Below are 25,771 nucleotides of genomic sequence, written 5' to 3'. Positions count from 1 at the left end.
TGCTGAAGCCGCCAGGATTTGCCGACTGGTGCCTATTCCGCGATTTTCCTTGGGAACAGGTGCTCGCTGACGAAGGTTTTGAAACGTGAAACGGCTTCAGAACACCGGCTGGCAGGTCTAAACTGTCGTCAGGCCAACAAGGAGTGACCACTGTGAAAAGCTCCGACTTAGTTCGTATGGCTAATCAGATTACTGACTTCTTCGGCGTTTACCCAAAACCCGAAGCGCTCGACGGCGTTGCCAAGCATATTCACAATACGTGGGAACCGCGCATGCGCGATGAATTGAGGGAAATTTTGGAATCGGGCGGGAAAGGACTGAATCCCTTATGCGTTGAAGCGATGACAATCTATTTTCAGGGACCCAAATCCGATGGACGGCGATCCAATGTCAAACCGGGCCCACACGCACCGATGGGCGGAAAGCCAAGTTTTGCTGAAGGAGGAGGCGACGCTGGATAGATTCACGCGCACGCGATTGCGGTATCGAGCCTAGACCGCTCTGGGTCGCCCATCGCCCCGCACCGAACATGGCCTTTGCTGCGGCCGCGGCGTTTATCTTTGCGATCCGCAAGAGGCTTGGGCTGCTCAGCCAAGCCAGATCTGCCGGAAACCCACGTCGGTGACTTCTTGGTTGAGGCGTTCACCGCCGCCGTTTCTTCGACAAGCGCTTGACCTTATGAGTGTTGTCGAGCGGATCGTTGGCGGCGATCCGCTTCGTGCTCGTCAGCGAGTGCTTTTAGACTCGGGGCTTGGCTCGATGGGCGGAGATTTTCTGCGCATCATTTCTTCGTGGTTTGCCATGGTGGCCAGCACCTTCCGCGCCTCGGTGTCTCTCCCCGACCGCTCCAATGCAACGCTCAGATTGTAGAGAAGATCGCTTTTCGCAGCGTCAGCGACATTGACATCGAGCGCCTTCTGAAAGCTCGCCGCCGCGCTATCGTATTTCTTTTGCCCTAGCTGAATCAGCCCAATCATGTTGTAGGCGGTCACCACGTAACCTGGATGGAACCGGATAGACTGTTCATAGGCCGCGATGCTTTCGTCAAATTGCTGTAACTGGGCTAACGCATAGGCCATCGTGAAGTGGGCTGGCGCGTGATAAGGCTTCTGGCTCAACAAAGTGCGGCACTCGCCGATGCCGTCCTCGAAATTGCCCATGCGGATGAGCGTTTCCGCAAGCTTCTGGCGCGATCCGTAGTCCCCCGGAAGGATATCGAGGGCGCGGCGGAACTCTGCCGCTGCAGCCGCGGGCTCGCTCTGCTCGAGAAGGATACCGAAATTGAAGTGCAGCCAGCGATCGTCGGGAGCCTTGCCGATCGCCGAACGATAAGCAGCCGCCGTGCTTTCAAAATCGCCGCTCACGGCACCTGCTTCTTGCGTGAGCAGCCCCACCTGCTCCTCGTGATTGATCTGGTTGGTGAATGGCGGCTGGCTAAGCCAGCTAGCCGCTGTCTTGGCAACCCGGCTCCGGTCGAATGGCGTCATCGCAAGGAGCTTCTCGACCTCCTCGGCGGAGGGAGCCTCGACGAGTCCAGCATTCTGGCGAACCTTTTCCGGCAGCAGTGCGAAGATGCGCGGAAACAGGGTCCGGGCAATCAGGTAATTGCCATGAGGGCTCATGTGGACATGATCGTAAAAGAACTCGCGTCCCGGTGATCCGTTTTGGCTTCCGCCGGCAAAGGTCGCTTCGGTATCGATGAGTTCGACGTGAGGTCCCGACGTTTTTGCCACTGAGCGGATGATGTCGTTAATTCGGCCGTCGGCGCGAAAGCGCAAGGCGTCGAGATTACGGGCTTGCGCGAACCGCTCACGAGCTTGCGCAAAGTCGCCGAGGTTCCATGATGCGCGCGCTATCCTGAACTGCAACTCGGCATGGCGGTCGTCGATCGCGGCGGCCGCAAGATAGCGTTTCAACGCCTCCGCGTGTTGCCCGCTCTCCTCGTTGACCGCGCCCTCCTTCATGGACGCCTCCCAGGCTGCGCGCTCGCTGTCGGCAAGGCCGGCGCGATGGACCGAGGCAAACGGCGCATTGTCCTTGAGATTAACGCCAACCGTGCTTAAGAGAACTTTCGCGCCCGGCCCCTTCGCCGCCTCGACCATGTCGCGTAGGTTGACTTCGAAGTTCTCGTACACTCCGGCCAAAGCGGGCGCGTCGGCCGGCACCCGCTGCTCAAGGAATGTCTCCATGCCGTGCCACATGCCCTGCGAGCTCTTCGGGCGGAGCGCATTGCCGAGAAGTTGCCCTGTGCGTGACGATTTCAAGAGAACGCTGCTGCGAATGAGTGCGAGGCTTGAGCCGCTCGCCGTGGAGGGGTTGCCTGCGCCGAACGGGCCGACCACCTCGTTGTTGCCGGTGTAGATGACAAAGAGATCCGGCTCGTGGTGTGCGAGATCGCGGACCAACGGCAGGAGCACGTGTGAGTTCACCGCCGTGATGCCGGCGTTTATGATCTCGAAGTGCACTTTCGGAAAGCGCTCGCGCAGCATCACCTCGAGATAGCGGGAGAACGAATAGGAGGGCTCGGGATCGCCCTGGGCGGCCGACTCGCCGATAACGAAGATGCGGTAAGCGTCTGCGGGCTTCTTTGCGGGAAAGGCAAAACTCAGCGGCAGCCGGAAGGCGCCGGCGGGAAAGAATTGCCACGTGAAGCGATCGTTGTCGCAATAGGAGTCGCGGCCATCGACCGTGCAGGGGACAGTGAACGTCGCGGCGTGGCCGTATCCGACAAGACGCAGCGTGGTTTCGATTGCGGCCAGTGCCAGCACGGGCAGAAAGATTGCAGTGACGATCCGGAAAGCCCAAAGCCGTGCACTCTTACTCATGTTCTCATATTGCCCTTCCAGGACCTGCAACGAGCGTTAGGAACATGGCGAAGATCGGGGGCTTCGGCCACTTTTCTTGCCGGCGCTTGTTCCTGGGCGGATGACGCAAGTGCAAAAAGTAGCTGCCGCCCGCGCCTGCCACAGCCCAACTAATGATGTGAAGTTAACCGTGGCCATGACCATGGCGCGTGATGGTCTTACTTCCGAGTTCCGCGAAGGCGATGCACACCGCAATCTAGAACAGAGCGTAGATGAACGGGGCGAGCGGGCTACCCTGCGTCAGGAGTATGAGCGAGCCGAAAAGCAGGAGGACGGCCACGATCGGGAACATCCACCATTTCTTTTCCTGCCGTAGAAAAGCGAAATATTCTCCAACGATCTTGAGCTTGCTCATGCTTCCCGTCCGGCAGGTTCGAGTTCGTGAGCAGCGGCCGCCGCCGAGGCGGCCGGTGCAAGTCGGCTTCAGGATATCTTAGCGACGTCAGTGGCGGTGGTCACGATGATCGTGGTGGTCGCCGTCGTCGTCGACGTCGCCCCGCGAATTTGGCCTTGCGCAGGCGACCTTCTTGCTCGAGCCCGGAACGTTCTTGCCGATCCACTTCTGGATGACGTCGAAGACGTCAAGGTGACCCTGACCCATCATCATCATATGCGTGACGCCCTTGAATCTATCCTTGTAGATCGGGTTGCTCAGCGAAACGAGGTCCGCCTTGCCGCCTGCTGCATTGATGGCGTCAATGTTGGCCTGATAGGTCGCGGTCGCGAGCCCCGGATAGTACGGAATAAGCGCCATGTAAGGGATCTTTTTATAGTCGGCTGCTGAAGTGCCGCTCTGCGCCAGAGTCGTGCCGACGCCATCTATGGTGACCAGACCCTTGAGACTATCGAGCTGGCCGGCTGCCTTCAGATAGCGGACAGCATGATGGCCAATTGGTCCCGCTTGCGAATGGGTCGCGATAATGGCGCCGCCGAGCTTTATGACCAGCTTGGCCAAGTCTTGGCCCGACCACGTGACGTCGCCAGCGAGGTTTTGATTGGGAGAGCACTCGGTGCACACGCTTCCCGGCAAGGTCGAGTTGGTGTTCGGCACAGCCCACTTGTAGTGCTCGAGAGCCAGCGCCTTTGCGTTGGCGGGATTGGGCGGGGGCCCGATGGCGCCGACGCGTGCCTGGATGTCCGGGTCGATCTCGTTGAAGTTATGGGCCGGATTGAACTTGCAGTGAGCGGGATCGGCCGCGCACTGGGGGTCACCCGCCTCACCGTGCTTGATGAGCGTGCCGGTTGTGATGTCGGTGCCATTGATCAGATGGCCGAACCAAGCCGTCCAGATACCGCTGCTGCTCGTTGTTCCGAGGCTCGGGAATCCGGCGAGATTGTTGGTCGCAATGCGCTCGTGAATCATGGAGCGGTCGAATCCAGAGCGACCGCGGCCGGCCTGATCGACAACGTAAGTCGCGTTGCCGTTGCGCACTGAGTACGCAAACCAGCCTTCGTGCCCGTCGGGGGTCGATTCCACGCCCGATCCCGAATAGCCGCCACCATGCACCATGATGACCGGCCAGCCGCGCTGGTTCTCTGGGATCATGAACTGCACGTACATTTGGCCTATGATCACTTCTTGCCAAGGGGTGGTTGGCGTCGCGGGCGTGGGGGAATTGGCATACTGAGTGAGCTTCGCAACGCCGCCGACGAAAAATGAACCGAAATCGCAAACTTCGAGCGATCCGGTCATGTGACGCGTCGTCTTCTCGGGTTTTTTGCCGCCGTCGTGCGCCGAAGCGCTCGTCGCTGCAAGCAACACTGTCGACGCGATGCCGACACTGCGGAAGAACCTAGTCGCGGGTTTCATGTTTCCTCACCTTATATGGTTCTATGCGTCTCCTCATCGACGGCGTCCCGTGCGCGTAACAGCTGTGCTGAGAGCGGACGCCAGCTCGCGGCGCGCAAGAACCCTAGTCTGAACTTCAGTCGGTCAGCGACGCGCTGAGCGAACATCCTTGGTCGTGAGCGAACCCCAAGTCGACGTTATCCCGCGAACCGAGCAATGCCGACGTCGCGGCATGCGCGAGTTACGCCGGGCCGCAAATAGAACGGCCGCCCGAAGGCGGCCGCTCCATGAGTTGCGACGGTGAAACAGCTACAGCCTATTGTTAGCCACGCCCCCGACTGGGGGTGTCACGATCGTTCGAGTTGTTGTTCTTCTTCCCGCAGCTGTTCTTCACAGTAGGGTTGGAAATGTTCTTGTCAGCCCATTTGAGGAAGTAGTCGAACAGCAGCAAATTGTTCGTTCCCAACATATTCATGTGCGTCTGGCCGTTGAACTTGGACCCAAGCGTCTCGGTGTCGACATAGGCCGCCTTGCTCACCTTGCGTGTTCCGGTCGAGTTCATGGCTTCCACGGCCGAGCGGTTCACGACGCGCGTTGCATCGGCACGGTAGTCACCGTTTACGATCAGGAACGGCACCGTATCGAAGTCCTGCGGCGTGAGGCCGGCGTTCGGGAAGGTCGTACCGCCGCCCTCAGGAACGATGATGCCCTTGAGGAGGTGCAGCTTGCCCTTTTCCTTGAGCACACGAACCATGTGGAACACTTGGCTCGTTGACTGCGAGTGCGGCGACACGACCGCGCCGCCTAGGCCGATGACGAGCTCGGCTAACGCTTGCGAACTCCACCAGTCTGACGAAGGCACGGTCGTCGGCGTACACGCGGCGCAGGTGCCCGTCGGCAGAGTGGCCTCCGTGTTGGGCACGAGATATTTGTAGCTTTCGAGAGCCAGATATTTGTTGTTTGCCGGATTCGGAGCAGGTCCGATGGCTCCAACGCGAGCAGCGATCTTTTCGTCGATTGAGTTCGGGACCGGCGGGATCGGATAGGCTGGTGGATAATTGCCGTGGGCCTGCCCGGGCATCGCCGGATTCTCGGCGGGATCCGGGTCGCCGGGATCGCCGTGGCGGATCATCGTGCCGGTGACAATGTTCGAGCCGGCAGGAATGAGATGGCCGAACCACGAAGTCCAGATGTTGTTGCTCGAGCCGCCGCCGAGCGTCGGGATGAGGTTCAGGTTTCCGGTAACTCTCGCCTCATGGAAGACGGAGCGGTCGAAGCCCGAGCGTCCCCGGCCTGGCTGATCGACGATGAAGGTCGCAAGACCGTTGCGCACCGCATAGGAATACCAGCCTTCGCGCCCGTCCGGGGTCGCATCGAGGGCGGATCCCGTATAGCCAGACCCATGCACCATGATAAGCGGCCACTTTTTGCGCTTCTCAGGGATCTGGAACTGCACGTAGGCTTGGCCGATGATGATCTGCTCCGGCTGGCCTTCCACCGTCGCCGATGAGGCGAAGTTCGTGACCTTGGGCACGCCGCCGACGAAAAAACCACCCTGATCGCAGACTTTATACGATTTGCCGACGTAACGGGTCTCCAGTGGGCTTTGCCATGCCATTGCGCCGGTGGTGAATGCGGTGGTTGTCAACGCTGCGGTGAGTGTAGCGAGACTGAACGCGCCTTTCTTGGACGTTACGCGTAAGTTCATTGAGTTTTTCACTGAGTTTCTCCCTAGAAGTAACCTCATTATCGATGGCGGCCTTAGCGATCCGCCTTACGTGCAAGCAAAAGCCACGCACCGTCGAGCGCCGGAAACCGGCGCCGTCGCTGCCTGCCTTTAGGCGGCTGCCGGTAATCCGCTGTTGGGCGATCAAGCCATTCGGAAAAAACGTGCCGCCACCGCTCGCGGGCCATGCGCGTCTGACGTCCGTGAAATGTCCTCATGACTTCGCGGGCACGTCAGTAATAGGAGAACGTGCGCCACTTCGCTTGGCGCTGGGTGCACTGATGTGGCCGAGGGTGACCTGCGCAATCGGCATCTCGCGGTTGCGTCACAGGCGGCGTGGCTTCCGCTCTGCAGCGATTGCTATCGTCGGCGTCGAGACACCGTTGCCGCTCTGTGCGTACTTTTTGCGACTGGAACTAGAAGAAACTGGGTAGACAGCAGGGTCGACTTTCTGCTCGTGTTGAAGCGATGAGCAGAAATTTCCACGAGTCCTTTACCCAGAATGAGATCGCTCCCCCAACAGAGCGCGCGACAGGACTGGTTCTTGCCGCCGTGGCCGGCATTGTCGCGATCATCTGGCGAGAGTCGCACATCACGCTGTGGACAGCTTCGGCCGCTGGCGTCGCTCTGGCCGCCGCGAGCCTTTTCGCGCCGGCGATTTTGAGGCCGCTCAACAGAGCGTGGTTCTATTTCGGCCTGCTGCTGCACCGGATCGTAAATCCGTTGGTGATGTTAGCCATATTCGCCGTGGTCTTCGTGCCGGCGGGACTGCTAATGCGGATCTGGCACGATCCTTTGAGATCAAAGCGCGCGAAAAATGCAGCCACTTATTGGATCGATCGGGGTGAGGAGCCCAACACGACGAAGTCCATGACAAATCAATTCTGAATACGCATCGGCTTGCTGCAAAAGGATAGCCATGGGAGAGACACGAATGGTCGTGACGAACGAATGGTTGCCGAAGCCTGCTTACACGCTGTCTTCTTAGTTCGGGAGCCTGCTGCCCGTGCGCTTGCTTGGTCTCTCGGCGTTCTACCACGACAGTGCGGCAGCTCTCATCGAGGATGGGCGGATCATTGCGGCCGCACAGGAGGAGAGGTTCACGCGCAAGAAGCATGACGCGGGTTTCCCGGCCAAGGCTATTCAATATTGCCTTGAGGCCGGAAAAATAAGTCTCGATGACGTTGCCAACGTTGTGTTTTTCGAGAAGCCGCTGGTCAAATTCGAGCGCTTGATCGAAACCTACCTCTCGAACGCGCCACGCGGCTTTACCTCCTTTCGCATGGCCATGCCGCTGTGGATCAAGGAAAAGCTTTTCCAGAAGTCTGAGCTTGAGAAGCTGCTCGCGGAGATTTCTCCGAGCGGAAGCGTCGAGGGTAAGCTGCTTTTCGCCGAGCATCATGAAAGCCACGCCGCCTCCGCCTTCTTTCCCTCGCCGTTCGAGGAAGCCGTCGTGCTGACGATGGATGGCGTCGGCGAGTGGGCGACGACGTCTGTCTGGATCGGCCGCGGCAATGCCCTCGAGCCCAAACGCGAGATCCGCTGGCCGCACAGTTTGGGCCTGCTCTACTCGGCCTTCACCTACTACACCGGTTTCAAGGTCAACTCGGGCGAGTACAAGGTTATGGGGTTGGCGCCGTATGGCGAGCCCAGGTACGCCGACCTCATCTTGGCGAACGTGATCGACCTCAAGGAGGACGGCTCGTTCTGGCTTGATCAGAGCTACTTCAACTACGCGACTGGCCTCACCATGACATCGCGGAAATTCCACGATCTGTTCGGCGGGCCGCCGCGCGACGCGGAAGCGCGCCTCACGCAGCGCGACATGGATCTTGCCGCGTCCGTGCAGAAGGTCACCGAAGAGATCATGTTGCGCATGACGCGCAGCCTCGCCAAGACATATGGCATCAACAACCTTTGCCTTGCTGGTGGCGTGGCACTCAACTGCGTGGGGAACGGAAGAGTGCTGCGCGACGGCGCCTTCAAACGCATCTGGGTCCAGCCCGCCGCAGGCGACGCTGGCGGCGCGGTGGGCGCCGCGCTGGCGGCCTATCATACGCACCACGCGCAACCGCGGCGTTCGAACAGCGGACGCGACGCGATGCAGGGGGCCTATCTCGGGCCCGAGTTCTCTCAGGCGGAAATCGAAAGGCGGCTCTCGGGTGCCGGAGCCAAATTCTCGGTCGTCGCGGAACCGGAGATTTTCGAGCGCGCCTGCGATGCGCTCGAAGCGGGTCACGCGGTCGGCTGGTTCCAGGGCCGCATGGAGTTCGGGCCGCGCGCCCTCGGCGCCCGTTCGATTCTTGGCGACCCGCGCAATCCCGAGATGCAGAAGACGCTCAATCTCAAGATCAAGTACCGAGAAAGCTTCAGGCCGTTCGCGCCGTCAGTGCTGCGAGAGGACGTCGCCGACTATTTCGACCTCGACGAGGACAGTCCCTACATGCTGTTTGTCGCCGACGTGCGGAGTAGCCGTCGTCGGGCGATTGATGTGTCGAAGGAGTGTCTATTCGGTATCGACAAGCTCAATGTCCTTCGGTCGGATATCCCGGCGGTCACACATGTCGATTACTCAGCGCGTGTCCAGACGGTGCACGCGGAGACAAACCCCCGTTATCATCAGCTGCTTTCTGCCTTCAAACGCAGGACCGGATGCGCCGTTCTGGTCAATACGAGCTTCAACGTGCGCGGCGAGCCGATCGTCTGCACACCCGAGGACGCTTTCAATTGCTTTATGGGTACGGGGATGGAAACGCTTGTCATCGGCAATTGCATCCTCGCCAAGGTCGATCAGGAAAAGCGGCTTGCACGCGAATACGCAAAGGGGCTTGAGGCCGACTAAGGCCAATTCCGACGGCATGCGATAATCCAACGGCAACGTAGGTCTTATTCCCAAGGACGATCAATCAACACGAGGCGATTGATCGATACCGGGCACCAATCCGGGGGCGAGATCCTTCGACGACGGAGCAGGCCCCTCCTGCGGAGCGGGAAGCGATTCGGGAACGGGCCGTCCTTGCAATTCGGCGCCCAGGCAATTCGGTCGTGACATCGGCGGCTCGAACAACTGACCCAGCTTGTCAAAGCGGCCTTTGACTTTACCGAGCCAGCTTTGACGTTCAGACGCGTTGGACGGAGCGACAGTCACCGTAGCGGTCATGCCAGAGACCAGCGGCACGCCCTGAGGAACATTGTCGATCGCGACCCGTACCGGAATCCGCTGTGCGAGCCGCACCCAAGTATAAATCGGGTCGACACTCGGAAGGCCCTGCGCGCCTCCGGCAGCATTGGCGACGCTGATGCCGCGAGTGATGGTCTCGACATGGCCGGTGATCGGCTCTGGATAACTCATCAGCTTTGCTTCGACGCGATCACCGAGGCAGATCTGCGATAGCTTCGTCTCCTCGAAATAGCCGTCGACCCAGAAGCTGTCGGAATCTGCGACTGATACATTGCTTTGGCCCGCCACGGCGTAATCTCCGACGCGCAACAGCAGATTTGTAACATAACCGTTGACCGGACTCGTCACTCGCGTGCGCTTCAGGTTGAGTTTTGCGAGGGCGAGTTGTTGTACTGCTGCGTCGTATGCGGCCTGCGCCTGTGCTGCAGTACCGGCGTAGACCTGCTGCTCCTCCGGCGTCGTCGCGTTATCGGTCAAGCGTTGGCGACGCGCGGACTGCCCCTGTTTGACCTGCAAATCGGCCGCTCGTTGGTCCACCGCAGCCTGGGCCGTGCGGACGGCGACCTCGAAATCGAATGGATCGATTGCGTAGAGCAGATCACCCTTATGGACGAATTTATTGTCGGTGACAGGCAGCTGGATGATTTGGCCAGAAACCTGCGGAGCGACATTGGCGACCTGCACGCGCACGGCGCCGTTCCGTGTCCATGGCGTTTGCACATAGTATTGCCACGTCATAGCCGCGAGCACGACCGCGATACCGGCGATGGCGACCGTAGGAAGGATTTTGGCTGCTGCTCGAAAATGCGGCTTCCGAGTAAGTCCCTCCAATGTCGGAACCCAAGACGGTGTCCGGAAAGGACGAGCATTCGCCGGTGCAGGTGCGGATCGCGCCTGAGCTGTCATGGGATCGCCAACGGACTCTTCCATCCTAACCTCCTAGGCAAACAGGGTGAAAAGGCTGAAAATTGTTACGTAGAGACTGAACTCTGCGATCGCCGAACTCGCGAATAGCCGCGTGAAACCAATCCTCCGAAGGACAGGCCTGAGCGCGAGTACGGTGACGATGGTCATCCCGACCGAGGTGATGATGGGCGCTAGCATGATGCCGCCGATGACGACCTCATTGAATACCGGTGTCACTTCGCCTTCTCCGTATTAGCAGCGGTGAGCCCGAGAAGATTCGCCGCCGCGGCGAGCGCTGATGCGGCATCCTCAGTCGGACATCTCTTCTCAGTTTCAGTGCAGATCATCGCCTCTGCGGCCGCCAGCATCGCGCTGCTATCCGCGTCGCGAACCGCCGACATCGCCGTCTCACGCAACAAGACGGGCGTGTCCGGCGGCAACATGCCGAGGGCGGAATCTGCCAGCCGCAACGCCGCCGCACGATCAAAGCAGGCGAGTGCCTCTTCGATCAGTGGGGCGTCGGAATTTTCTGTTCCGGCGGCGCTTACAATCTGACCGACGCGCACCGCGTCGCGGAACAACGCTTCATCCCGCTCGCGCTGACTGTGCGTTCCAGTGACGGGCATCAGGATGTCGCGTCGCGCTTCCGACAATAGAATTTGCAATTTTCCTGCGGTCGATAGCGGCGGGAAGACATGCTGGCAGACGAACAGAAGAAGGGCCGAGATACTCAAGAACATGCAGGCAAAGAGAAATGTCTGCGGATTGTATGTTTGCGGATTGCTCGGCGCAAAGACAGCGATCGTGAAGACGAGGATACCGCGACCGAAAGATACCAACGCCGGGTTTGGCATGGTGAGCAAGAGGGCCGGTAGCATAATGAAAGGCAACAGGCCAATCGCGAGCAACGGAAAGGCGGTTACGCCGTCGAGCACCACGAATTCCAGGACGCCAGCGAGGAGGCACCCGATGGGAACGGCGACAAGTGCTAGAGTGGTTGCCGCGCTCTGGTTCGGCGACATCGCCGCCAGGCCAATCAGGATGCCGACAAAGGCCAGCGCCACGCTCGTCGAAGGCCATCCTGCGATTGCAAGCGCAATCGCGGACAAAACGAAGTAGGCAAAGGCTCTGATACCGTTCTCCAAAGCGATGCGGTGCGAACGATAGAAGGGGCTGCGACGCGCGTTTTCGAGGGTGGTTCCCCGCCTCAGCGCGCGGATGCTGGTGGCGACATTGCGGTCGCGCCGCAGCAGTTCTGACTTCATCCAGTTCAAAGCGAGCGCGGCTGTTTTGCTCGTGGATTTGCTGATGGTCGGAGGAGCCGGATTTTTATTCTCGGAGTCATCCACGCCCCCTGACGGCGAAGCCGTCAACGCAGCAACGCTGCGGCTAACCTCCAGTTGGACGACCAGATCCACCATCGCGGTCCGGGCTGCAGCACTGCGAGCCGGACCAACGCTCGTCTCTGTGCCGAGACTGGTGACGTCGGGACGAAGCGCTGTGATCGCACGCAAGAGAGCCGCGACGTCTTCCGATGGCAGGCCGACACCGTGCATAGAAGAAGCTGCCACCGCCGATACCTTGCGATGCAGCGCTTCAAGGCGCCCCGCGATCGTGGGGAAGTAGTCAGGCGCAAATAAGAAATCGTTGACGACAGTCACCGACAGAATGCCGATCAATATTGCGGCACCCCGCTCATGCGCGAGTTCAAAAACGCTTTGCGGTGTGTCGAGCGGCTCAACCGCGATGAGGCACACCGTAATTATGCACAGAACGGCGGCGTAGCTGCGAAAGCCATCGAACAGTGATGACGCGTAGACACAAGCCCCGACCCAGGCTCCGAGAATCGCAATCAACAACCATCCTGTCTGCGAGAAGAGGCCGACGATCGCGATCGATGCTATTAAACCGATCACGGTGGCGAAGACCCGGTAGGCCGCTTTCTCCAGTCCCTGTCCTCGCCAGGGAAAGGCCAGGACAGCAACCGTGAGGGCGGATGTCGCGGGGGATTCGAGCTGCAGCCAGAAAGCCGCGTAAAGCGCGAGTACAAGCGAGAGCCAAGTCCGCCATGCAAAGGCCCAGGCTCCGATCGGGAAGCCGGCGAAGCGCATAGGCATACGATTTGCGACGGCGGTCATATCGGCCCCTCCGGTCACGCCGGATGCTCGAAGGAAAGATCGGGTTTGCTGTTTAGGAGACGCGGCGACGCGGCGGCGCCTGATCCAAATGATAAAGCGTCGACTTCACCCCGGCGGCGAGATCGGGTTCACTCGCGGCACAATGAGCGGATCAACCGTGATCATCGGAAATTCCGGCAACGATCGATCGCCAACCCCGAACGCCGCTTCGAGAACCTCACGCGAAAAGCAACTCGGAAGCGTCTGGAATCCAACATCGCCAGGAGTTGGCTGATCGAAGAAAATGAGGATGTGGAGCGTATCGCTTCCGAGATTTTCGATGTGATGCGGGTATGCCGGCGGAATGAAATACGTGTCTCCTGCGGTGATCTCGAACGTTTCGGTATGGCCACCGGGGCTCAGGATGGTAATCCGGCCGCGTCCACTCGCGATGTATCCCATCTCGGCAGTTTCAGGATGCCAATGAGGCTCGCGCATTCCGACACCGGTGATACGCACTGAGAACATCGATATGTTTTTGAGTGCCGGCCACAATTCCTTTTTCGCAGTATGGGCCGAACCAGAGCCGGAGATGATTTGGGGCGGGGTCGCCTCGAGACTGTAATGCAACGGATCGGGGTGTCGCGCCTGTTCCTCGACGATCGCTTTGGCGGCCCGGCGGCCGATATGCGTATCCGTTGTCGAGCGCGTGAATTCGCTGAAATCCCCGGCCTTGAGGCCAAAGGTATTGGCGAGAACCGAATCCGTCATGGCGCCGAATGAACCCGATATTCCGAAGTCTTCTGGCTTTTCGTGAGAGAATGCCAGAATAAACTCGGCCTCGTCGTCACCGGTATTCTCGATGTGATGCAGGGCTCCGCTTGGAACAAAAAACATCTCGCCCGGGGAAAGCGTGAAGGTGTGCCGTACGCTATGGCTATCGGCGATCGTCATCAGCGCGTTGCCGCGAAGGCAATACCCAAGTTCTTGCGCGTTGGCGTGCCAATGAGGTTCCCGCACGCCGAGTGAAGAAAGCAGTAACCGGCGAATCGATAGACGCTTCATCACGGGCAGAATGGAGGCGTCGACGGTCGCAATCGATCCATCGCGACTCTCGAATTGCCGGCGTTGTCCAGAGAGAGACGTTACGCTGGCGCTTGTTTTTTTGCTTTCAATCATGACGGCATCCTCATCGAGCTGACGTTGCGCAACGCTAGAAGAAGCTTGCGCCTATCGAAATCGCTCGAGGGGATGGACGGGTAATACCTTGGGATATCGACTAGGAAACGTTCGTCGTGCCGGCAGCGGCTCGAAGAGGCGGGGAACGAATTATTAATGAACACCGTCTCAGGTTTTTCGCTGAATTCCATGCGCTTGAGACGGAGCCAACCATAAACTCAATTTTTCACCATTTACCGCACCCGGACATTGCAATCTGCAATCGCGCGCGCCGGCGGATTCCGTCCTAGAGCGCTTCTTCACTCAGCCTTTCGTATGATACGGCGAGCCGAACGTACCATACCTGCCCCAAGAGCCCGCTCTTAAGTTCACCCCCGATTTATCCGCGTTCAATATGGAGAAATACTATGAGCACCGTAACCACCAAGGACGGCGTCGACATCTTCTACAAAGATTGGGGCCCAAGAGACGCGCAGCCGATCGTTTTCCATCATGGCTGGCCGCTGTCGAGCGATGATTGGGACACTCAAATCCTGTTCTTTCTTCAGAATGGCTATCGGGTGGTTGCCCACGACCGTCGCGGCCACGGTCGCTCGAGCCAAGTCAGCGATGGGCACGACATGGACCATTATGCGGCCGATGCCGCCGCGGTCGCCGAACATCTCGATCTACGCAACGCCGTTCACATCGGCCATTCGACCGGCGGCGGCGAAGTTGCGCGCTATGTCGCTCGTTACGGACAGCCCCAGGGGCGCGTGGCCAAAGCCGTCCTCGTCAGCGCAGTCCCGCCACTGATGGTGAAGACTGCTCAGAACCCCGGCGGCACGCCGATCGAAGTCTTCGACGGCCTCCGCAAAGGCCTCGCGGCCAATCGCTCCCAATTCTATGTCGACGTTGCTTCCGGCCCGTTCTACGGCTTCAACCGTGCCGGTGCGAAAATCTCGCAGGGCGTGATCGACAATTGGTGGCGCCAAGGCATGACCGGAAGTGCCAAGGCACACTACGAAGGCATCAAGGCGTTCTCAGAGACCGACCAGACGGAAGATCTCAAGCTGATCAGTGTGCCGACGCTCGTCATGCACGGTGACGATGATCAAGTTGTTCCGATCGATGACGCTTCGCGACTCTCGGTTAAGCTCGTGAAAAACGGCACGCTGAAGGTTTATCCCGGCTATCCGCACGGCATGCTCACAACCCATGCCGACGTTATCAATCCGGACCTTCTCGCCTTCGTGAAAAGCTGAGCGATTAGTGATAAACTTTAGGAGGGCGGTTCGCCTGCCCTCCTATTTTACAATTCTCTTTTTAGCTCACACCCCAGGGCGCTCGTCAGAGCGTCCTTCTTTATCAGTACGCAGCCGAAAATTTGGGCATTCGCTTTCGGCAATGCATCGCGCTCGGGGCCATATTCACGATTAAACGCTGTAAATTTATCCCTTGAGCAAACATTTACTTATTGGCAAACAATTATGCTCGGCTTTAGCCTTTAATGGCGGGCGTGGCTTCGCATGTCAGATCGTCATGGGTCTTATGATCAGGTCCCGCCTCGTCCCTCGCTTCGCGATATGACGTACGCCGCCGTTTGAAGTTGCGCCCGAGTTTTGGAACCGCATGAAAAAGCCGCTTGCCGACGCTTCAAGACCGAGCTCCGCTGCGTTGTCGCGATTCTCCGAAGTGACGACGATCGGAGCACTGTCGATCGCGATGGCAATTTTCATCATCGATATCTATACGCCATTGGGAATCGCGGTAGCGGCTCTCTACTCGGTTGTGGTGCTTCTCGCAGCGCGGCTTGCAACACGACGGGGCATCCTTGCCATTGGTGTCGGATGCTTGACGCTGACCGTTTTGGCTTACGCAATTCAGCACGGCCGCCAATATGAAATTGGTCCTTTCATGCGATGCGTCGGGAGCCTACTCACCATCCTGCTGACGACCTTGCTTGCATTGAAGACGCAAGAGTCGGCCAACACCTCTCGAGAACAAGCCGGCCTCCTCGAGTTGACACACGATGGTGTGTTTGTCCGGGAGATCGGCGATTCCATTACCTTTTGGAATTCAGGTGCAGCGCTGCTGTATGGGTGGACCAAAGAAGAAGCACTTGGACAATCGACTGAGAAGCTCTTGCTCACCGTCTATCCGCTACCGTTGACGGATTTAATGGTCGAGCTGTACCGCACAGGTCGCTGGGAGGGCGAACTCCTCCGTACATGCAAAGACGGCCGTCAAATCGCGGTCGCGAGCCGCTGGTCGTTGCGGCGGGATAACAAGTCGCGGCCGATTGCGATTCTCGAAACCAACAATGACGTTTCGGAACGCAAGCGAATAGAGGAAGAGCGCCGCCAACAGGAAATGGAGCTTCGGTTATTCATCGACACTATTCCAACTTTGGGATGGATTTGCCGGCCAGACGGATCCGCCGAATATCTGAACAAGCGCTGGTTGGATTATACGGGCCTCGCATTGAGCGACGCCCTAGGATGGAATTGGAAAGCGGCATTTCATCCCGACGATATTGATCGGATGGTAGAACGCTACCAACGCAGCCTGGCAACCGGAGAACCCTTCGAAGATGAAGGCCGCCTGCGCCGATTTGACGGAACATATCGCTGGCTTCTTTTTCGCGCAGAGGCGAGGCGCGATGCTCACGGCGAAATCGTAAAATGGTACGGGACGAACACCGACATCGAAGATCTGAAAAGTGCAGAGCTCGCCGTATTGCGCAGCCAGGCCTATCTCGATGAAGCGCAGCGCCTCAGTCATACGGGAAGTTTTGCGTGGAAGCCGGCAAACAACGAGATGGTATGGTCGAGAGAAGCCTACCAAATCCTTGGGGTTGATCCGAGTGCCTCACCAACCATCGGATTGATGTTCGATCAGGTGCACGAAGACGACCGTGATTTCGTCAAGCAGCAGATCAAACGAGCAATCAACGGTGAGCGTGAGTTCGACTTTGAGCACCGTCTGCTGACACGTTACGGGGATTTGAGACATCTCCACGTCCGGGCCCGTCGAGTGAAGTATGCTTCCGGCGATGAGGAAATCGTGGGAGCGTTGATGGACGTCACCAATACCAGGCGCGCCCAAACGGCACTGCAATCAGCTCAGGCCGATCTTGCTCATGCCGCGCGAGTCGCCACATTGGGCGAGATCAGCGCCTCGATCGCGCATGAGGTGAACCAGCCGCTGGGAGCCATCGTGACGCTCGGGCAGGCAAGTCAGCGCTGGCTACAACGCCAAACTCCTGATGTCGATGAAGCGCTTTCCGGACTGGCGAGTATTGTGAGCGAGGCCAACAGAGCCGCCGAGGTGATCCACCGAATCCGTCAGTTTGCGAAGAAAGCGGAACCGGCTGCCGCCAAACTTGATATCAATGAGCTTGTACAAGATGTCGTCCGCTTGGTTCGGCATGAAGCTCTTACCCATCAAGTCAGTCTGCGCACGAGTTGGGGAGACGGATTGCCTGCAGTGATCGGCGATCGAATCCAGTTGCAGCAGGTCGTCGTCAACCTGATGATGAATGGGCTCCAGGCGATGGCGAAGGTAAAGGATCGGCCGCGCGTGTTGTCCATTCAGACCCTTTGCCCCGAAACAGGGAACGTGCTCGTCAGCGTCCAGGATACGGGGCCGGGCATCGGTTCAAAGCCCAGTGAAGAGCTATTTGCTGCGTTCTACACGACCAAAGCAAACGGCATGGGGATGGGTTTGTCGATTTGCCGGTCGATCATCGAAGCTCATGGTGGCCGCATCTGGGCCAATTCGAACGCAGGTCCTGGCATGACGTTCCAATTCATCGTTCCCTCGAACGACGATATTTCGTCTGCCAGTGCTGCCTAGCCCTTCGAAAGGCTTGAAAGCGCGCGAGCGCAATCAGAAGCAGATGCCTGGCGTGAGGTTAGCCGCGATTTGGCCGTCAGAAGCAGCGGTCTCAGCGATGGAAATCAGCGGCCGCGATGTCCCCTCGGCACATCCGACATACCTAAGTATAGCCATCCAAAACATTCGTCTTGCTCGATCACGCTTTCGTGGCGGCTGCATGATCGCACGTACAATGGAGAGGTGCGCCCTTCACAGACTATTTGTTGTGACGTCGCTGGTTCGAGATGCCCTTAAGGGCGGTGCAAGAGCCAGCAAGACGCAGCCTTCTTATGGAGTTCCAAGCCATGTCTATGAACAAGATGTTGTCCTTCGCAGTGATCTCAAGCGTTATGGCTCTTTCCGTTTTGCCGGTGCGCGCGGAGTCAGTCAAAAACCTCGAACGTGATCAGATCGACAATTCGACGAAGACGAATGTCGACGCCAGCGCATCGCGTGGCGACGACAAATCGGTGGTCAATCAGGAACGCGACCAGATCAGAAACACGGTTCAGCCGAACGTGGACCCTGGCGCCTCCAAAGGCCAGGACCCGTCGATTGTCGACCAGGAGCGCGCTCAGATTCCTCACTAACCTGCGATATGAACGCCACGCTTGAGGGCCGGCAGCCAACAACATCAATGCCGGCCTTCAATATTATCACCCATCGCATAGGGAGGTTCCAATGACTGCCGAGCTGAACTTCTCGCAACCTCCCCGCCGCGCCACAGGATCTACCGAGCGTCATTTAGCAGGCATGCGGGCCCCGCCTAAATCCCGATCGCTACGTCCGGCGATGTCCTTTGACGTTTCAAGCGACACGTCCTCAACGTTGGGATACCCGGAAGAATTTGCGGCCCGTCGCGAAAAGTTCGTGAAAGCAGGGCGAAACCGGCCAACCGAGCGCGTCACTGCAATGCTCGAAGTTTTGTCCCGTCTCAATACCGACGAAGGTCGAGACCCGCATCGGATCGACGACGACCTGAGTTGCCCGTTCATCATGGATCTTCTCAAGCTTAGCGAACACCAGCTGAACGACAGTGTGTTCGAGCTCGAAACGCGAGAGCTTTTGATCTCAACCGAAAGCGGTGGCTTGCGCCTCACGCACGAATTTACCAAACGAGCCGAGGCCCGGTAATTCGACGGCCATTCCATCCCCCCGCATATAACACCGAACCCTCGACATTGCGGCGTCTTCCAACCTCCTGAACAAGGCTGCTCCACTGCAGATCGCTTTGACACGCTCGGTTGAGTCGGTGTGACTCCGTCCTAACACCAATCTACATCGCTTGGATGCCACGCTCCGGCCTGCCCGAGTTGCAGACCAATTTCCGATATTAGTTTGGGACTTTATGCGCCGCCGCGATCAGCGCAGACCGTCTCACTGATGAGACCGGTGCAACGCCTTATCTACGCATTCGACCATGAGCTTGCTGTCGAACGGCTTTCTTAAAAACGCGACAGCCCCTGCTGCATCGACTTGTCGATGAATGCGATCATCAGGGAAAGCCGTCATGAAGATAATGGGGACGTTGTTCCCCAACTCGAGAAGACGGGATTGCAATTCAGGGCCAGTCATCCCCGGCATCTGCACATCGGAGATCAAGCAGGACGTGTCGTTAACATGAGGGGACCGCAAAAATTCCTCGGCGGAGCTAAATGTCGTCGTGCGGAATCCATAAGACCTGAGAAGGCTCGCCGTAGCCGAACGAATGGATTCGTCGTCGTCGACAATGCTGATTTTCGAATCCTGCGCCACGAACTTGCCCTTTCGGAAGTTAGCGCGAAACGGCCGCGCAACATCTTATAGGTAGGAGTTCTGCCGCTAAATTGGAATTATACACTCGTGTTAGCCCTGAGTACTTTTTGCCGCGACCCCGAGTTTTTCCGCCGCTCGCACAAGATCTGCGACTGAGCGAACCCCCATCTTCCGCATCACCTGACCACGATGAATTTTCACGGTTATTTCGCTCAGCTGCAGCTCGCCAGCGATCTGCTTATTCATCAGGCCCTTCGTCACGTACGCCATGACCTCCTTTTCACGAGCGGTGAGACTTCCGTACAGCGTCACCAAATCGGCCACGTCACGCTTCGTGTCCAATTGCTTCCGAGCAGTCTCGAGCGCGCAGAAAACAGCGTCCAACATGTCCTGATCGCGAAAAGGCTTGGAAAGAAAATCGATCGCACCCGCTTTCATCGCTCGCACCGACATGGGAACGTCGCCATGACCGGTGATGAAGATAATCGGCATCAGAATGTTCGACTTCGCGAGTTGAGCCTGAAAGTCGAGACCGCTAACGCCCGGCAGCCGAATGTCGAGCACGAGACAACTGGGTATATCCGGCAGCTTCTTCTTCAGAAACTCTGACGCCGAACCAAACAACTCGACGTGCAGCCCAACCGATCTGAAAAGACTGCTAAGCGCATCGCGGAGAGCGACGTCATCATCGATGACGTAGACGACCGACTGCGGGGCTGCTGAATTCCTTGAGCTGGGTATTGTCGTCATATGCTCGCGCATCCTATCCGCCTGCTGATCGCAGATCGCTTCCTCGGCAGACCAAAACTCGCCCTATTTCGCTCGAAAAAATACGAGAGTTTGGCCCGGCTGTCTTCCGCCTTTTTGTCAGGCGGCATAATTTGATCTAGCCGTATTCCGCCCTAATCGCCCAGCAAACCTTTTGGCAGCGCATATATACAAAGGTATATAGGCCGCCGCCCCCGGAACACCGCTCAATGACGTTTCTATGAGTACCGCTTAAGCCAGGCGCGGGCGCCATCCAGCGTTCTGAAATCGTCTAGGCATCTTGCAGTGACGCCTGGATAGGCTGCCGTCACCATCCCGCTGAGCGCGGGTCCTGGGCCGAGCTCAATGAAGGCCGTTGCTCCGCCCTCAATGCATGCCTGAAGACAATCAGCCCAATGCACCGTTTGAGATATTTGGGCCGCAAGCTTATCCGAACCGATCTTTATATCAGCGACCGGAGATGCATCTATTCCACTCAACAGCCGTACGCGGTTCGGTGCCGGTAGCGTCACGGGCACATGATCGAGAATTTCGCGGAATGTCGAAGATGCATTGGCGAGGCGTTTCGTATGTGAGGCGACCTCCACGGGCACATCGACCACCCGCACGGCATTCATCTCCTTTGCTTTTTGCGCGATGATTTGCAGTGCCTTTCGGCATCCCCCGATTATGAAGGCATCGTCCGGATTGACAATCGCAACGGCCGCATCATGTTTTTCGCATAACGCGTCGACGACTTCGCGCGAAAGACCGCGCACAAAGAGCAACCCATCGCCTGCCGGAGAGGCCGCATCCATCGCTTCCGCCCGGCGCGCAACCAAATCCAACGTGTCGATCATGCTCAAGACGCCTGCAACACCCCAAGCAGCCACTTCCCCGACGCTATAGCCCGCTACGATAATTCGGTCGGGAATTACGTCACGCAACGCGACGGTGGCTGCAAGCGACTGCAAGGAGCAGAGAATTTGACCGATGCGATTGTGGTGAAGTGCTTCACTGTTCTCGGTCAGCACGATATCGCGCGGATCGCGCCCGCCGAGCAAAGCGGCAGCACGTGCGAACAGTGCTTGGGCTTCCGGCACATCGCCGGTCAGGGCGAACATGCCGGAGTGCTGCCGTCCTTGACCTGAACATAAAATCGTAAGGGTCATGACCCGCGTCTCAGTGCGGAAAGAGAACGGCTATCGCGATCGCCAGCGTCACGGCGCTGAGCAGAGTGCTGGCAATGACCATTGATCCGATCGCCGCAGAATCGAGGCGGTAGTTGACGGCGAAAAGGATGCCAAAAAAGCCCGATGGCACAGCCGCGAGAAGAATCGCGACGTTTGCAGTCTCTGATGAAACCGGCACGGCCATCACAATTCCGACAGTCAGAAGCGGCCTAATAATGTTGGCTACGACGGTCGCGACGGCGACTGTTTTATCCAAGCGAAACGATGCGGCTGACAGGACCAGACCAGTTAGGAACAGTGCCACTCCCGGCGCCGCGTGCCCTATTAACAAGAGGGAGGCGCCAATAACTGGGCCTAACTTCAATCCACAGAGAGCGAACAGAATTCCGAACGCTGGCGCCAATACGACCGGTTTGGTGAGCGCGTGCCGTAGCGCAGTGCGGACTCGTGTCCTCGGCGCCTCGGCAGAAGCTCGCTTCTTGGGATCATTCAACTCGACAAGAATAAGCGAGAGCGGACTGATGATAATGGAGCCGGCCGCCAAGACGATCGCCAATGGAATGGTCCCTGCGGGCCCGAGCACGTCCGCCAGAATTGGCAGTCCGACACCGGCAAGGTTCGGAAACGCAATGGTCAGCGCCTGGAGCGAGGCGTCAGGCTTGCTCGCGCCTGGCGATCGCGTCTGAAAGAAGTACCAGCCAAGGAATACCACCAGCATCACGACACTGGAGATGGCGAAAAGCGGAACCTGTTCGAGCAGTTGGGCGCGCGGTGCCGATGCGGTTGCAGCAAAAAGGGACGCCGGAAGCGCAAAGCTCATCACGAGCGCGTTGAGCCCATCGACATGATGGTTCTCGACATAGTGTGATCGCCCCGCAGCGTAGCCAAGCGCCATCACGAAGAAGATAGGCGCAAGCGCCAAGAGGATTGTGTTTGCCATTAGCGTTCCACCCCATCGTATGCTGCAACGAAAAGACTCATGGCGAGTAAGTCCGCCGATCCACCTGGACTGAGGCGACGGGCGACGAACGCTTCGTGTACCGAGCGAGCGCGCTCTCTCCACCTGGAACCGCCGACACCGCCTTCATCGAGAAATTGCTGCGCTGTGCGACGCGCAAACTGCAGACCCGATAGCCCGCCCCTATGAAGCAAATTGGTGTCTTCCAGAGCTGCGATCAGAGCGAAGCAAGCTTCAATGCGCTGAGCTTCCGCGTCGTCGGGCGTCTTGCGCGCCGCCGATCTCAATGCCGGCAAGCCAACCTCATAGACGCTGGGAAAGCCGCGGGCGGCTTCCATGCGCGCGCCCTCCGCGCCAAAGCGCCGGCGCGCCCCGCTGCCGTGACTGTGCAGCAGGACTGGCCCATCGAGAATGCTCTCTCCCCAAAGTCGGGAAACAATCAAACCCAACGACAACGTGGGATCCATGATCCCGTTCGCCCTGGCGCCCGCGGCCGCACATAACAGCCCCATCCCGAATATGGCGCCACGATGGGTATTGATTCCGGCAGTTGCGTCGAGCATTGCCGCTTCGGCCTCGAGGCCGATGATCCTCAAACGGCTCATTCCATAACCGCGCGCGCCCGCGTCGGCCAAGGCGCCGAGAAAGGGCTCGATCGCTTTCGCACTCGCGCGAAACGTATCAGCGTCCATATCGTCGTGGCTGCCGGTATCGACGTGGCTCACGAGGCCAGGCTTTGGCCATGTCTCCAATTCCAACAAGAGGCATCGAGCGGCGCTTTCGCCGATCGAATGCACATCGGCTATTGACGTCGCCTTGGTCTGCAACAAATCTTCGCGCAATGCGTGCTGAGCTGGAGCAACCATCATGATGGTATCCTGCCCAGACGGAAGAGATCGGTTTCGAACAACCCGACGCCACCGGTCGTCTTGACCAAGATCTCGGTTGCGCCAGTGTGAATCTCTCGCCAATTCACGGCAGCGCCATTGCTTCGCATCAACTCGCCATCGATCCTCATGGGTGCTAGTGCGTCGGCAACTGCGATGTCCGCGGTCAGACCGTAAAGATCGGTATCGCGATCGATATGGAACAGCACATCGAGATCCGATTGATCCGTCAGATAGTCCAGGCCCGTCAGCGCACGCCATGCCAAGCTTCCGAACACGGACGCTTCGACTGCGTGCTGAGAAGCGATCTCTGCGAGAGTGTCGAGCGTCGGCCGCCAAGCCCTGGGAGCCACGCGACTGGCAATCCGCAGAGCCGGAGGCCTCGAAATCGAGATGACATCCTCGGACTGCATGACGAAGGAAAGCCGGCGCTTCCCGGCAAACGGCGGTAGCGGCAAACCCAACGCCACGCCCGGCGCTTCGCCAGGAATCGGCCGCCGCCCGATCAACGGCCAGCCATTGTCAGCCCACCGGGCCACGAGCGGATCGCCGGCGAGATCGCTACGCGTCGCGAGCATTGACCGCCACGCTTCCGGGCAGACAAAGACGAGATCATGGCGTTGCATCGGGCGCTCACAGGGTATGAAGTGCAAGGTCATGGACTCTCTCTGCAATGTCTGCAGCCTTTGTTCGGCCTCCCCGTTGCTTTCCAAGTTCATCACGCCTGTCGCGCGCATCTGTGGTTTCACGAAGAACCGCTTCCAACTGATCGACGAGCGGCCGTGACGTGTCCCAGACGGTATGAACGGCGCCCATCTGCGAAAGATTTTGCAGACCCGGAGCAAAGACCGGCGTGGATTTCGCCTTCGCCTCGAGGACTTCGATCGAGAGCTTCGTCACCTTGGACATGGAGGGCAAATCCATCACCACCGGATCGGCGCCCGGCAATCCGACCAGCACGCGGGTCGCCATTGCCGTTGCAAGAAAAGCTCCGGCGGCCGTGTGGCCGTAAAGAATGCCGATTGTCGGGCGCCCGTTGAGGTCCGCGTAGAGGAGGCATTTAGCGAGATGCGCTAGATATTCATTGAGACCCAAAAGCTCGTCGCGTTTGCTCATCCGCTGGCTGTCGCTGTCGACAACGACGACGATCGGACCCTTTCCAGACTCGACAGAACTCAACACGTATCGAGAAAGACGAGCGGCCTCGTCGACGCCGAGCGGGGTCCGATCGCTGACACCGATCACGAGCGCTTGCTCTCCGGACCGGAGCGTGCCCGATCCGAACAAGACGCCGCGTTGGTTCTTCACGTCCCGGCCATTGGGAAAGAGCGATGCAAGAATCTCATCGAGCGTCACGGCTGGTCCTCCGGATTTTATCGCCAAGAGCGATGAATTGATCGGCGGGCAGAGCGGGTATCGACCGCGGGTCGGAAACACCCTCTGTTCTCCAAATATCGAGCGCATCAGGGCATTCGCCGAAACTCTGCAACCTCTCTTCGAGGCGCGACTGCTCGGCCTTCAACGTGTCGAGGCCAAAGTCCGCAGTTGAGGAAAGCAACTTCAGAGCGGCTTTGCGGAAATCGCCTACAGTATCGTCGGCGAAGGCATCGGCGCCGCCGATGAGCCAGCGGCTTTTTCCACCCATGGTCCGCCAGACCAATGCACGATCTCGGGAATCGAATTCCTCGACGCCACGATTGGTCTCGATGACCTCCGGACCCGAGACGGCGATACGACCTTGCTCGGACACGACGAGTGCAGAACAGCAGCCGGCGATCAGACCGCCGCCGCCATAACATCCGGAGCGCCCGCCGATGAGACCAATGACCTTTACGCCGGCAGATCGCGCTTCGATGACCGCACGCATGATCTCGGCTATCGCGAGTTCACCCGCGTTCGCTTCTTGCAGGCGTACACCACCGGTATCGAGCAAGAGCAGGACAGGAGCGGATTTCACATCGCGAGCAGCGCGCAGCAGGCCCGTCAGCTTGGCGCCGTGAACTTCGCCGAAGGCGCCACCCATGAAGCGGCCTTCCTGGGCCGCCACGAAAACCGGCGATCCATCGAGCTTGCCGCACCCAACGATAATTCCGTCATCGAACTGTTCGGGAAGATCGAACACCCGCAAATGCGGGCTCGTCTCGCGAGCTTCCGGTCCTATGAATTCTTGAAAGCTGCCCGCATCGAGCAGCAGACGAACGCGCTCGCGCGCCGACGCCTCGTACCAACTGGACGCCGCACGCGTCTCTCCCGGCAATTGTCTATCAACATGTGCAACGCTCATCGGTCATCCTCCTGCATCAAGCGCGCAGCCTGTGCGAGACGAAGCGATACGGTGTCCGGACGCGCCCCGCCGTCGTTGATGGAAAACTTCAGACCGCCGGGCGAATAGCGCTCGACGAAGTCGGCGACCACGGCTTCCCAGACATCTCCGAAGCCTTCAGCGGCCGTCCTTATTTCAAGAAGGCATTCAGCATCTGGCATCACGCGCTCAACGAGCACTTCCAGGTTTCCGGATGCCACTACGCCGATGATGGCCGTGGGCTTCAGCCCGCTCGCGCGCTTGAGGGTGGTGTGGCGAAACGTTAGATCTTCCATTGTCGTTGCCTCT

General features: G+C 58.7%; 24 protein-coding genes. 7 read left to right on the top strand and 17 right to left on the bottom strand.

The annotated features are described in order from the left end of the window. Nucleotides 1-152 precede the first annotated feature (152 nt). Entirely contained in the window at nucleotides 153-461 is a 309-nt protein-coding gene (locus tag BM399_RS14720; protein WP_244531272.1) for a formate dehydrogenase subunit delta, read from the top strand. A gap of 264 nt (nucleotides 462-725) precedes the next feature. On the opposite strand, the gene BM399_RS14715 is transcribed toward BM399_RS14720, so the two are convergent. From BM399_RS14715 to BM399_RS14705, 4 genes are all read right to left on the bottom strand, one after another. Next, the gene (locus BM399_RS14715) at nucleotides 726-2,825 is read right to left on the bottom strand and encodes a tetratricopeptide repeat protein (protein WP_092868518.1); all 2,100 of its coding nucleotides are present in this window, start codon (nucleotides 2,823-2,825) and stop codon (nucleotides 726-728) included. Between the two features lie 235 nt (nucleotides 2,826-3,060). Next, nucleotides 3,061-3,219: a DUF5989 family protein gene (locus BM399_RS21230; RefSeq protein WP_177228179.1), complete on the bottom strand. Its 159-nt coding sequence runs from the start codon at nucleotides 3,217-3,219 to the stop codon at nucleotides 3,061-3,063. A gap of 87 nt (nucleotides 3,220-3,306) precedes the next feature. Continuing rightward, nucleotides 3,307-4,674, bottom strand: a complete 1,368-nt coding sequence (locus BM399_RS14710) for an alpha/beta hydrolase family protein (protein ID WP_143117840.1) — start codon at nucleotides 4,672-4,674, stop codon at nucleotides 3,307-3,309. 301 nt (nucleotides 4,675-4,975) lie between these two features. Further along, nucleotides 4,976-6,361, bottom strand: a complete 1,386-nt coding sequence (locus tag BM399_RS14705) for an alpha/beta hydrolase family protein (protein WP_092868516.1) — start codon at nucleotides 6,359-6,361, stop codon at nucleotides 4,976-4,978. A gap of 486 nt (nucleotides 6,362-6,847) precedes the next feature. Here BM399_RS14705 and BM399_RS14700 point away from each other — a divergent pair, with 486 nt between their 5' ends. Both BM399_RS14700 and BM399_RS14695 read left to right on the top strand, forming a co-directional pair. Continuing rightward, the gene (locus BM399_RS14700) at nucleotides 6,848-7,267 is read left to right on the top strand and encodes a hypothetical protein (protein ID WP_092868515.1); all 420 of its coding nucleotides are present in this window, start codon (nucleotides 6,848-6,850) and stop codon (nucleotides 7,265-7,267) included. A gap of 118 nt (nucleotides 7,268-7,385) precedes the next feature. Beyond that, entirely contained in the window at nucleotides 7,386-9,221 is a 1,836-nt protein-coding gene (locus BM399_RS14695; protein WP_092868514.1) for a carbamoyltransferase family protein, read from the top strand. Between the two features lie 60 nt (nucleotides 9,222-9,281). Here BM399_RS14695 and BM399_RS14690 read toward each other — a convergent pair whose 3' ends face one another. The 4 genes from BM399_RS14690 to BM399_RS14675 form a co-directional block, all read right to left on the bottom strand. Then, complete coding sequence (locus tag BM399_RS14690; RefSeq protein WP_244531271.1) at nucleotides 9,282-10,490, bottom strand: HlyD family secretion protein; 1,209 nt, start codon at nucleotides 10,488-10,490, stop codon at nucleotides 9,282-9,284. 9 nt (nucleotides 10,491-10,499) lie between these two features. Further along, nucleotides 10,500-10,703: a DUF1656 domain-containing protein gene (locus tag BM399_RS14685; protein ID WP_092868513.1), complete on the bottom strand. Its 204-nt coding sequence runs from the start codon at nucleotides 10,701-10,703 to the stop codon at nucleotides 10,500-10,502. Continuing rightward, a complete protein-coding gene (locus BM399_RS14680; protein WP_092868512.1) occupies nucleotides 10,700-12,604 on the bottom strand; it encodes an FUSC family protein in 1,905 nt (634 codons plus the stop codon). Before BM399_RS14680 ends, BM399_RS14685 begins: the two co-directional genes overlap by 4 nt. Nucleotides 12,605-12,709: 105 nt before the next feature. Then, entirely contained in the window at nucleotides 12,710-13,762 is a 1,053-nt protein-coding gene (locus tag BM399_RS14675) for a cupin domain-containing protein (protein WP_092868511.1), read from the bottom strand. 407 nt (nucleotides 13,763-14,169) lie between these two features. Here BM399_RS14675 and BM399_RS14665 point away from each other — a divergent pair, with 407 nt between their 5' ends. The 4 genes from BM399_RS14665 (at nucleotide 14,170) to BM399_RS14650 (ending at nucleotide 18,754) form a co-directional block, all read left to right on the top strand. Further along, nucleotides 14,170-15,006 carry an alpha/beta fold hydrolase gene (locus BM399_RS14665; protein WP_092868509.1) on the top strand — a complete coding sequence of 279 codons (837 nt, stop codon included), beginning with the start codon at nucleotides 14,170-14,172 and terminating at the stop codon, nucleotides 15,004-15,006. Between the two features lie 430 nt (nucleotides 15,007-15,436). Continuing rightward, nucleotides 15,437-17,599 carry a PAS domain-containing sensor histidine kinase gene (locus BM399_RS14660; protein WP_177228178.1) on the top strand — a complete coding sequence of 721 codons (2,163 nt, stop codon included), beginning with the start codon at nucleotides 15,437-15,439 and terminating at the stop codon, nucleotides 17,597-17,599. A 326-nt stretch (nucleotides 17,600-17,925) separates the two neighbouring features. Then, on the top strand, nucleotides 17,926-18,210 hold the full coding sequence (locus tag BM399_RS14655; RefSeq protein WP_143117839.1) for a hypothetical protein: 285 nt from the start codon (nucleotides 17,926-17,928) through the stop codon (nucleotides 18,208-18,210). A 280-nt stretch (nucleotides 18,211-18,490) separates the two neighbouring features. After that, nucleotides 18,491-18,754: a hypothetical protein gene (locus BM399_RS14650; RefSeq protein WP_143117838.1), complete on the top strand. Its 264-nt coding sequence runs from the start codon at nucleotides 18,491-18,493 to the stop codon at nucleotides 18,752-18,754. A 243-nt stretch (nucleotides 18,755-18,997) separates the two neighbouring features. On the opposite strand, the gene BM399_RS14645 is transcribed toward BM399_RS14650, so the two are convergent. From BM399_RS14645 to mdcC, 9 genes are all read right to left on the bottom strand, one after another. Beyond that, nucleotides 18,998-19,375 carry a response regulator transcription factor gene (locus BM399_RS14645; RefSeq protein ID WP_092868505.1) on the bottom strand — a complete coding sequence of 126 codons (378 nt, stop codon included), beginning with the start codon at nucleotides 19,373-19,375 and terminating at the stop codon, nucleotides 18,998-19,000. A 90-nt stretch (nucleotides 19,376-19,465) separates the two neighbouring features. Continuing rightward, nucleotides 19,466-20,125 carry a response regulator transcription factor gene (locus BM399_RS14640; protein WP_092869119.1) on the bottom strand — a complete coding sequence of 220 codons (660 nt, stop codon included), beginning with the start codon at nucleotides 20,123-20,125 and terminating at the stop codon, nucleotides 19,466-19,468. 236 nt (nucleotides 20,126-20,361) lie between these two features. Beyond that, nucleotides 20,362-21,294: an acyltransferase domain-containing protein gene (locus BM399_RS14635; protein WP_092868504.1), complete on the bottom strand. Its 933-nt coding sequence runs from the start codon at nucleotides 21,292-21,294 to the stop codon at nucleotides 20,362-20,364. Between the two features lie 10 nt (nucleotides 21,295-21,304). Continuing rightward, nucleotides 21,305-22,255 carry an AEC family transporter gene (locus BM399_RS14630; RefSeq protein WP_092868503.1) on the bottom strand — a complete coding sequence of 317 codons (951 nt, stop codon included), beginning with the start codon at nucleotides 22,253-22,255 and terminating at the stop codon, nucleotides 21,305-21,307. Next, complete coding sequence (gene mdcB, locus BM399_RS14625; protein ID WP_425284098.1) at nucleotides 22,255-23,139, bottom strand: triphosphoribosyl-dephospho-CoA synthase MdcB; 885 nt, start codon at nucleotides 23,137-23,139, stop codon at nucleotides 22,255-22,257. The genes BM399_RS14630 and mdcB overlap by 1 nt, the downstream gene beginning before the upstream one ends. Next, nucleotides 23,139-23,786, bottom strand: a complete 648-nt coding sequence (mdcG, locus tag BM399_RS14620; RefSeq protein WP_244531270.1) for a malonate decarboxylase holo-[acyl-carrier-protein] synthase — start codon at nucleotides 23,784-23,786, stop codon at nucleotides 23,139-23,141. Before mdcG ends, mdcB begins: the two co-directional genes overlap by 1 nt. A gap of 7 nt (nucleotides 23,787-23,793) precedes the next feature. After that, complete coding sequence (gene mdcE, locus BM399_RS14615; RefSeq protein ID WP_092868500.1) at nucleotides 23,794-24,516, bottom strand: biotin-independent malonate decarboxylase subunit gamma; 723 nt, start codon at nucleotides 24,514-24,516, stop codon at nucleotides 23,794-23,796. Beyond that, nucleotides 24,503-25,444 carry a biotin-independent malonate decarboxylase subunit beta gene (locus BM399_RS14610; protein WP_092868499.1) on the bottom strand — a complete coding sequence of 314 codons (942 nt, stop codon included), beginning with the start codon at nucleotides 25,442-25,444 and terminating at the stop codon, nucleotides 24,503-24,505. The genes mdcE and BM399_RS14610 overlap by 14 nt, the downstream gene beginning before the upstream one ends. Continuing rightward, nucleotides 25,441-25,758, bottom strand: a complete 318-nt coding sequence (mdcC, locus tag BM399_RS14605; RefSeq protein WP_092868498.1) for a malonate decarboxylase acyl carrier protein — start codon at nucleotides 25,756-25,758, stop codon at nucleotides 25,441-25,443. The genes BM399_RS14610 and mdcC overlap by 4 nt, the downstream gene beginning before the upstream one ends. Between the last annotated feature and the right edge of the window lie 13 nt (nucleotides 25,759-25,771).

Source organism: Hyphomicrobium facile (genome assembly GCF_900116175.1).
Taxonomy (GTDB): domain Bacteria; phylum Pseudomonadota; class Alphaproteobacteria; order Rhizobiales; family Hyphomicrobiaceae; genus Hyphomicrobium_B; species Hyphomicrobium_B facile.
The sequence above is the reverse complement of the archived record's forward strand: the minus strand, read 5'-3'. Positions and strand labels throughout refer to the sequence as shown.

Excerpts from the sequence above, each read along its gene's own strand:
- BM399_RS14715 (WP_092868518.1), bottom strand. The coding sequence starts at position 2,825 with ATGAGTAAGAGTGCACGGCTTTGGGCTTTCCGGATCGTCACTGCAATC.
- mdcB (WP_425284098.1), bottom strand. The coding sequence starts at position 23,139 with ATGGTTGCTCCAGCTCAGCACGCATTGCGCGAAGATTTGTTGCAGACC.
- BM399_RS14690 (WP_244531271.1), bottom strand. The coding sequence starts at position 10,490 with ATGGAAGAGTCCGTTGGCGATCCCATGACAGCTCAGGCGCGATCCGCA.
- BM399_RS14710 (WP_143117840.1), bottom strand. The coding sequence starts at position 4,674 with ATGAAACCCGCGACTAGGTTCTTCCGCAGTGTCGGCATCGCGTCGACA.
- BM399_RS14665 (WP_092868509.1), top strand. The coding sequence starts at position 14,170 with ATGAGCACCGTAACCACCAAGGACGGCGTCGACATCTTCTACAAAGAT.
- BM399_RS14640 (WP_092869119.1), bottom strand. The coding sequence starts at position 20,125 with ATGACGACAATACCCAGCTCAAGGAATTCAGCAGCCCCGCAGTCGGTC.
- mdcC (WP_092868498.1), bottom strand. The coding sequence starts at position 25,758 with ATGGAAGATCTAACGTTTCGCCACACCACCCTCAAGCGCGCGAGCGGG.
- BM399_RS14635 (WP_092868504.1), bottom strand. The coding sequence starts at position 21,294 with ATGACCCTTACGATTTTATGTTCAGGTCAAGGACGGCAGCACTCCGGC.
- BM399_RS21230 (WP_177228179.1), bottom strand. The coding sequence starts at position 3,219 with ATGAGCAAGCTCAAGATCGTTGGAGAATATTTCGCTTTTCTACGGCAG.
- BM399_RS14680 (WP_092868512.1), bottom strand. The coding sequence starts at position 12,604 with ATGACCGCCGTCGCAAATCGTATGCCTATGCGCTTCGCCGGCTTCCCG.
- BM399_RS14610 (WP_092868499.1), bottom strand. The coding sequence starts at position 25,444 with ATGAGCGTTGCACATGTTGATAGACAATTGCCGGGAGAGACGCGTGCG.
- BM399_RS14655 (WP_143117839.1), top strand. The coding sequence starts at position 17,926 with ATGTCTATGAACAAGATGTTGTCCTTCGCAGTGATCTCAAGCGTTATG.
- BM399_RS14630 (WP_092868503.1), bottom strand. The coding sequence starts at position 22,255 with ATGGCAAACACAATCCTCTTGGCGCTTGCGCCTATCTTCTTCGTGATG.
- BM399_RS14705 (WP_092868516.1), bottom strand. The coding sequence starts at position 6,361 with ATGAACTTACGCGTAACGTCCAAGAAAGGCGCGTTCAGTCTCGCTACA.
- BM399_RS14675 (WP_092868511.1), bottom strand. The coding sequence starts at position 13,762 with ATGATTGAAAGCAAAAAAACAAGCGCCAGCGTAACGTCTCTCTCTGGA.
- mdcG (WP_244531270.1), bottom strand. The coding sequence starts at position 23,786 with ATGCAACGCCATGATCTCGTCTTTGTCTGCCCGGAAGCGTGGCGGTCA.
- BM399_RS14700 (WP_092868515.1), top strand. The coding sequence starts at position 6,848 with ATGAGCAGAAATTTCCACGAGTCCTTTACCCAGAATGAGATCGCTCCC.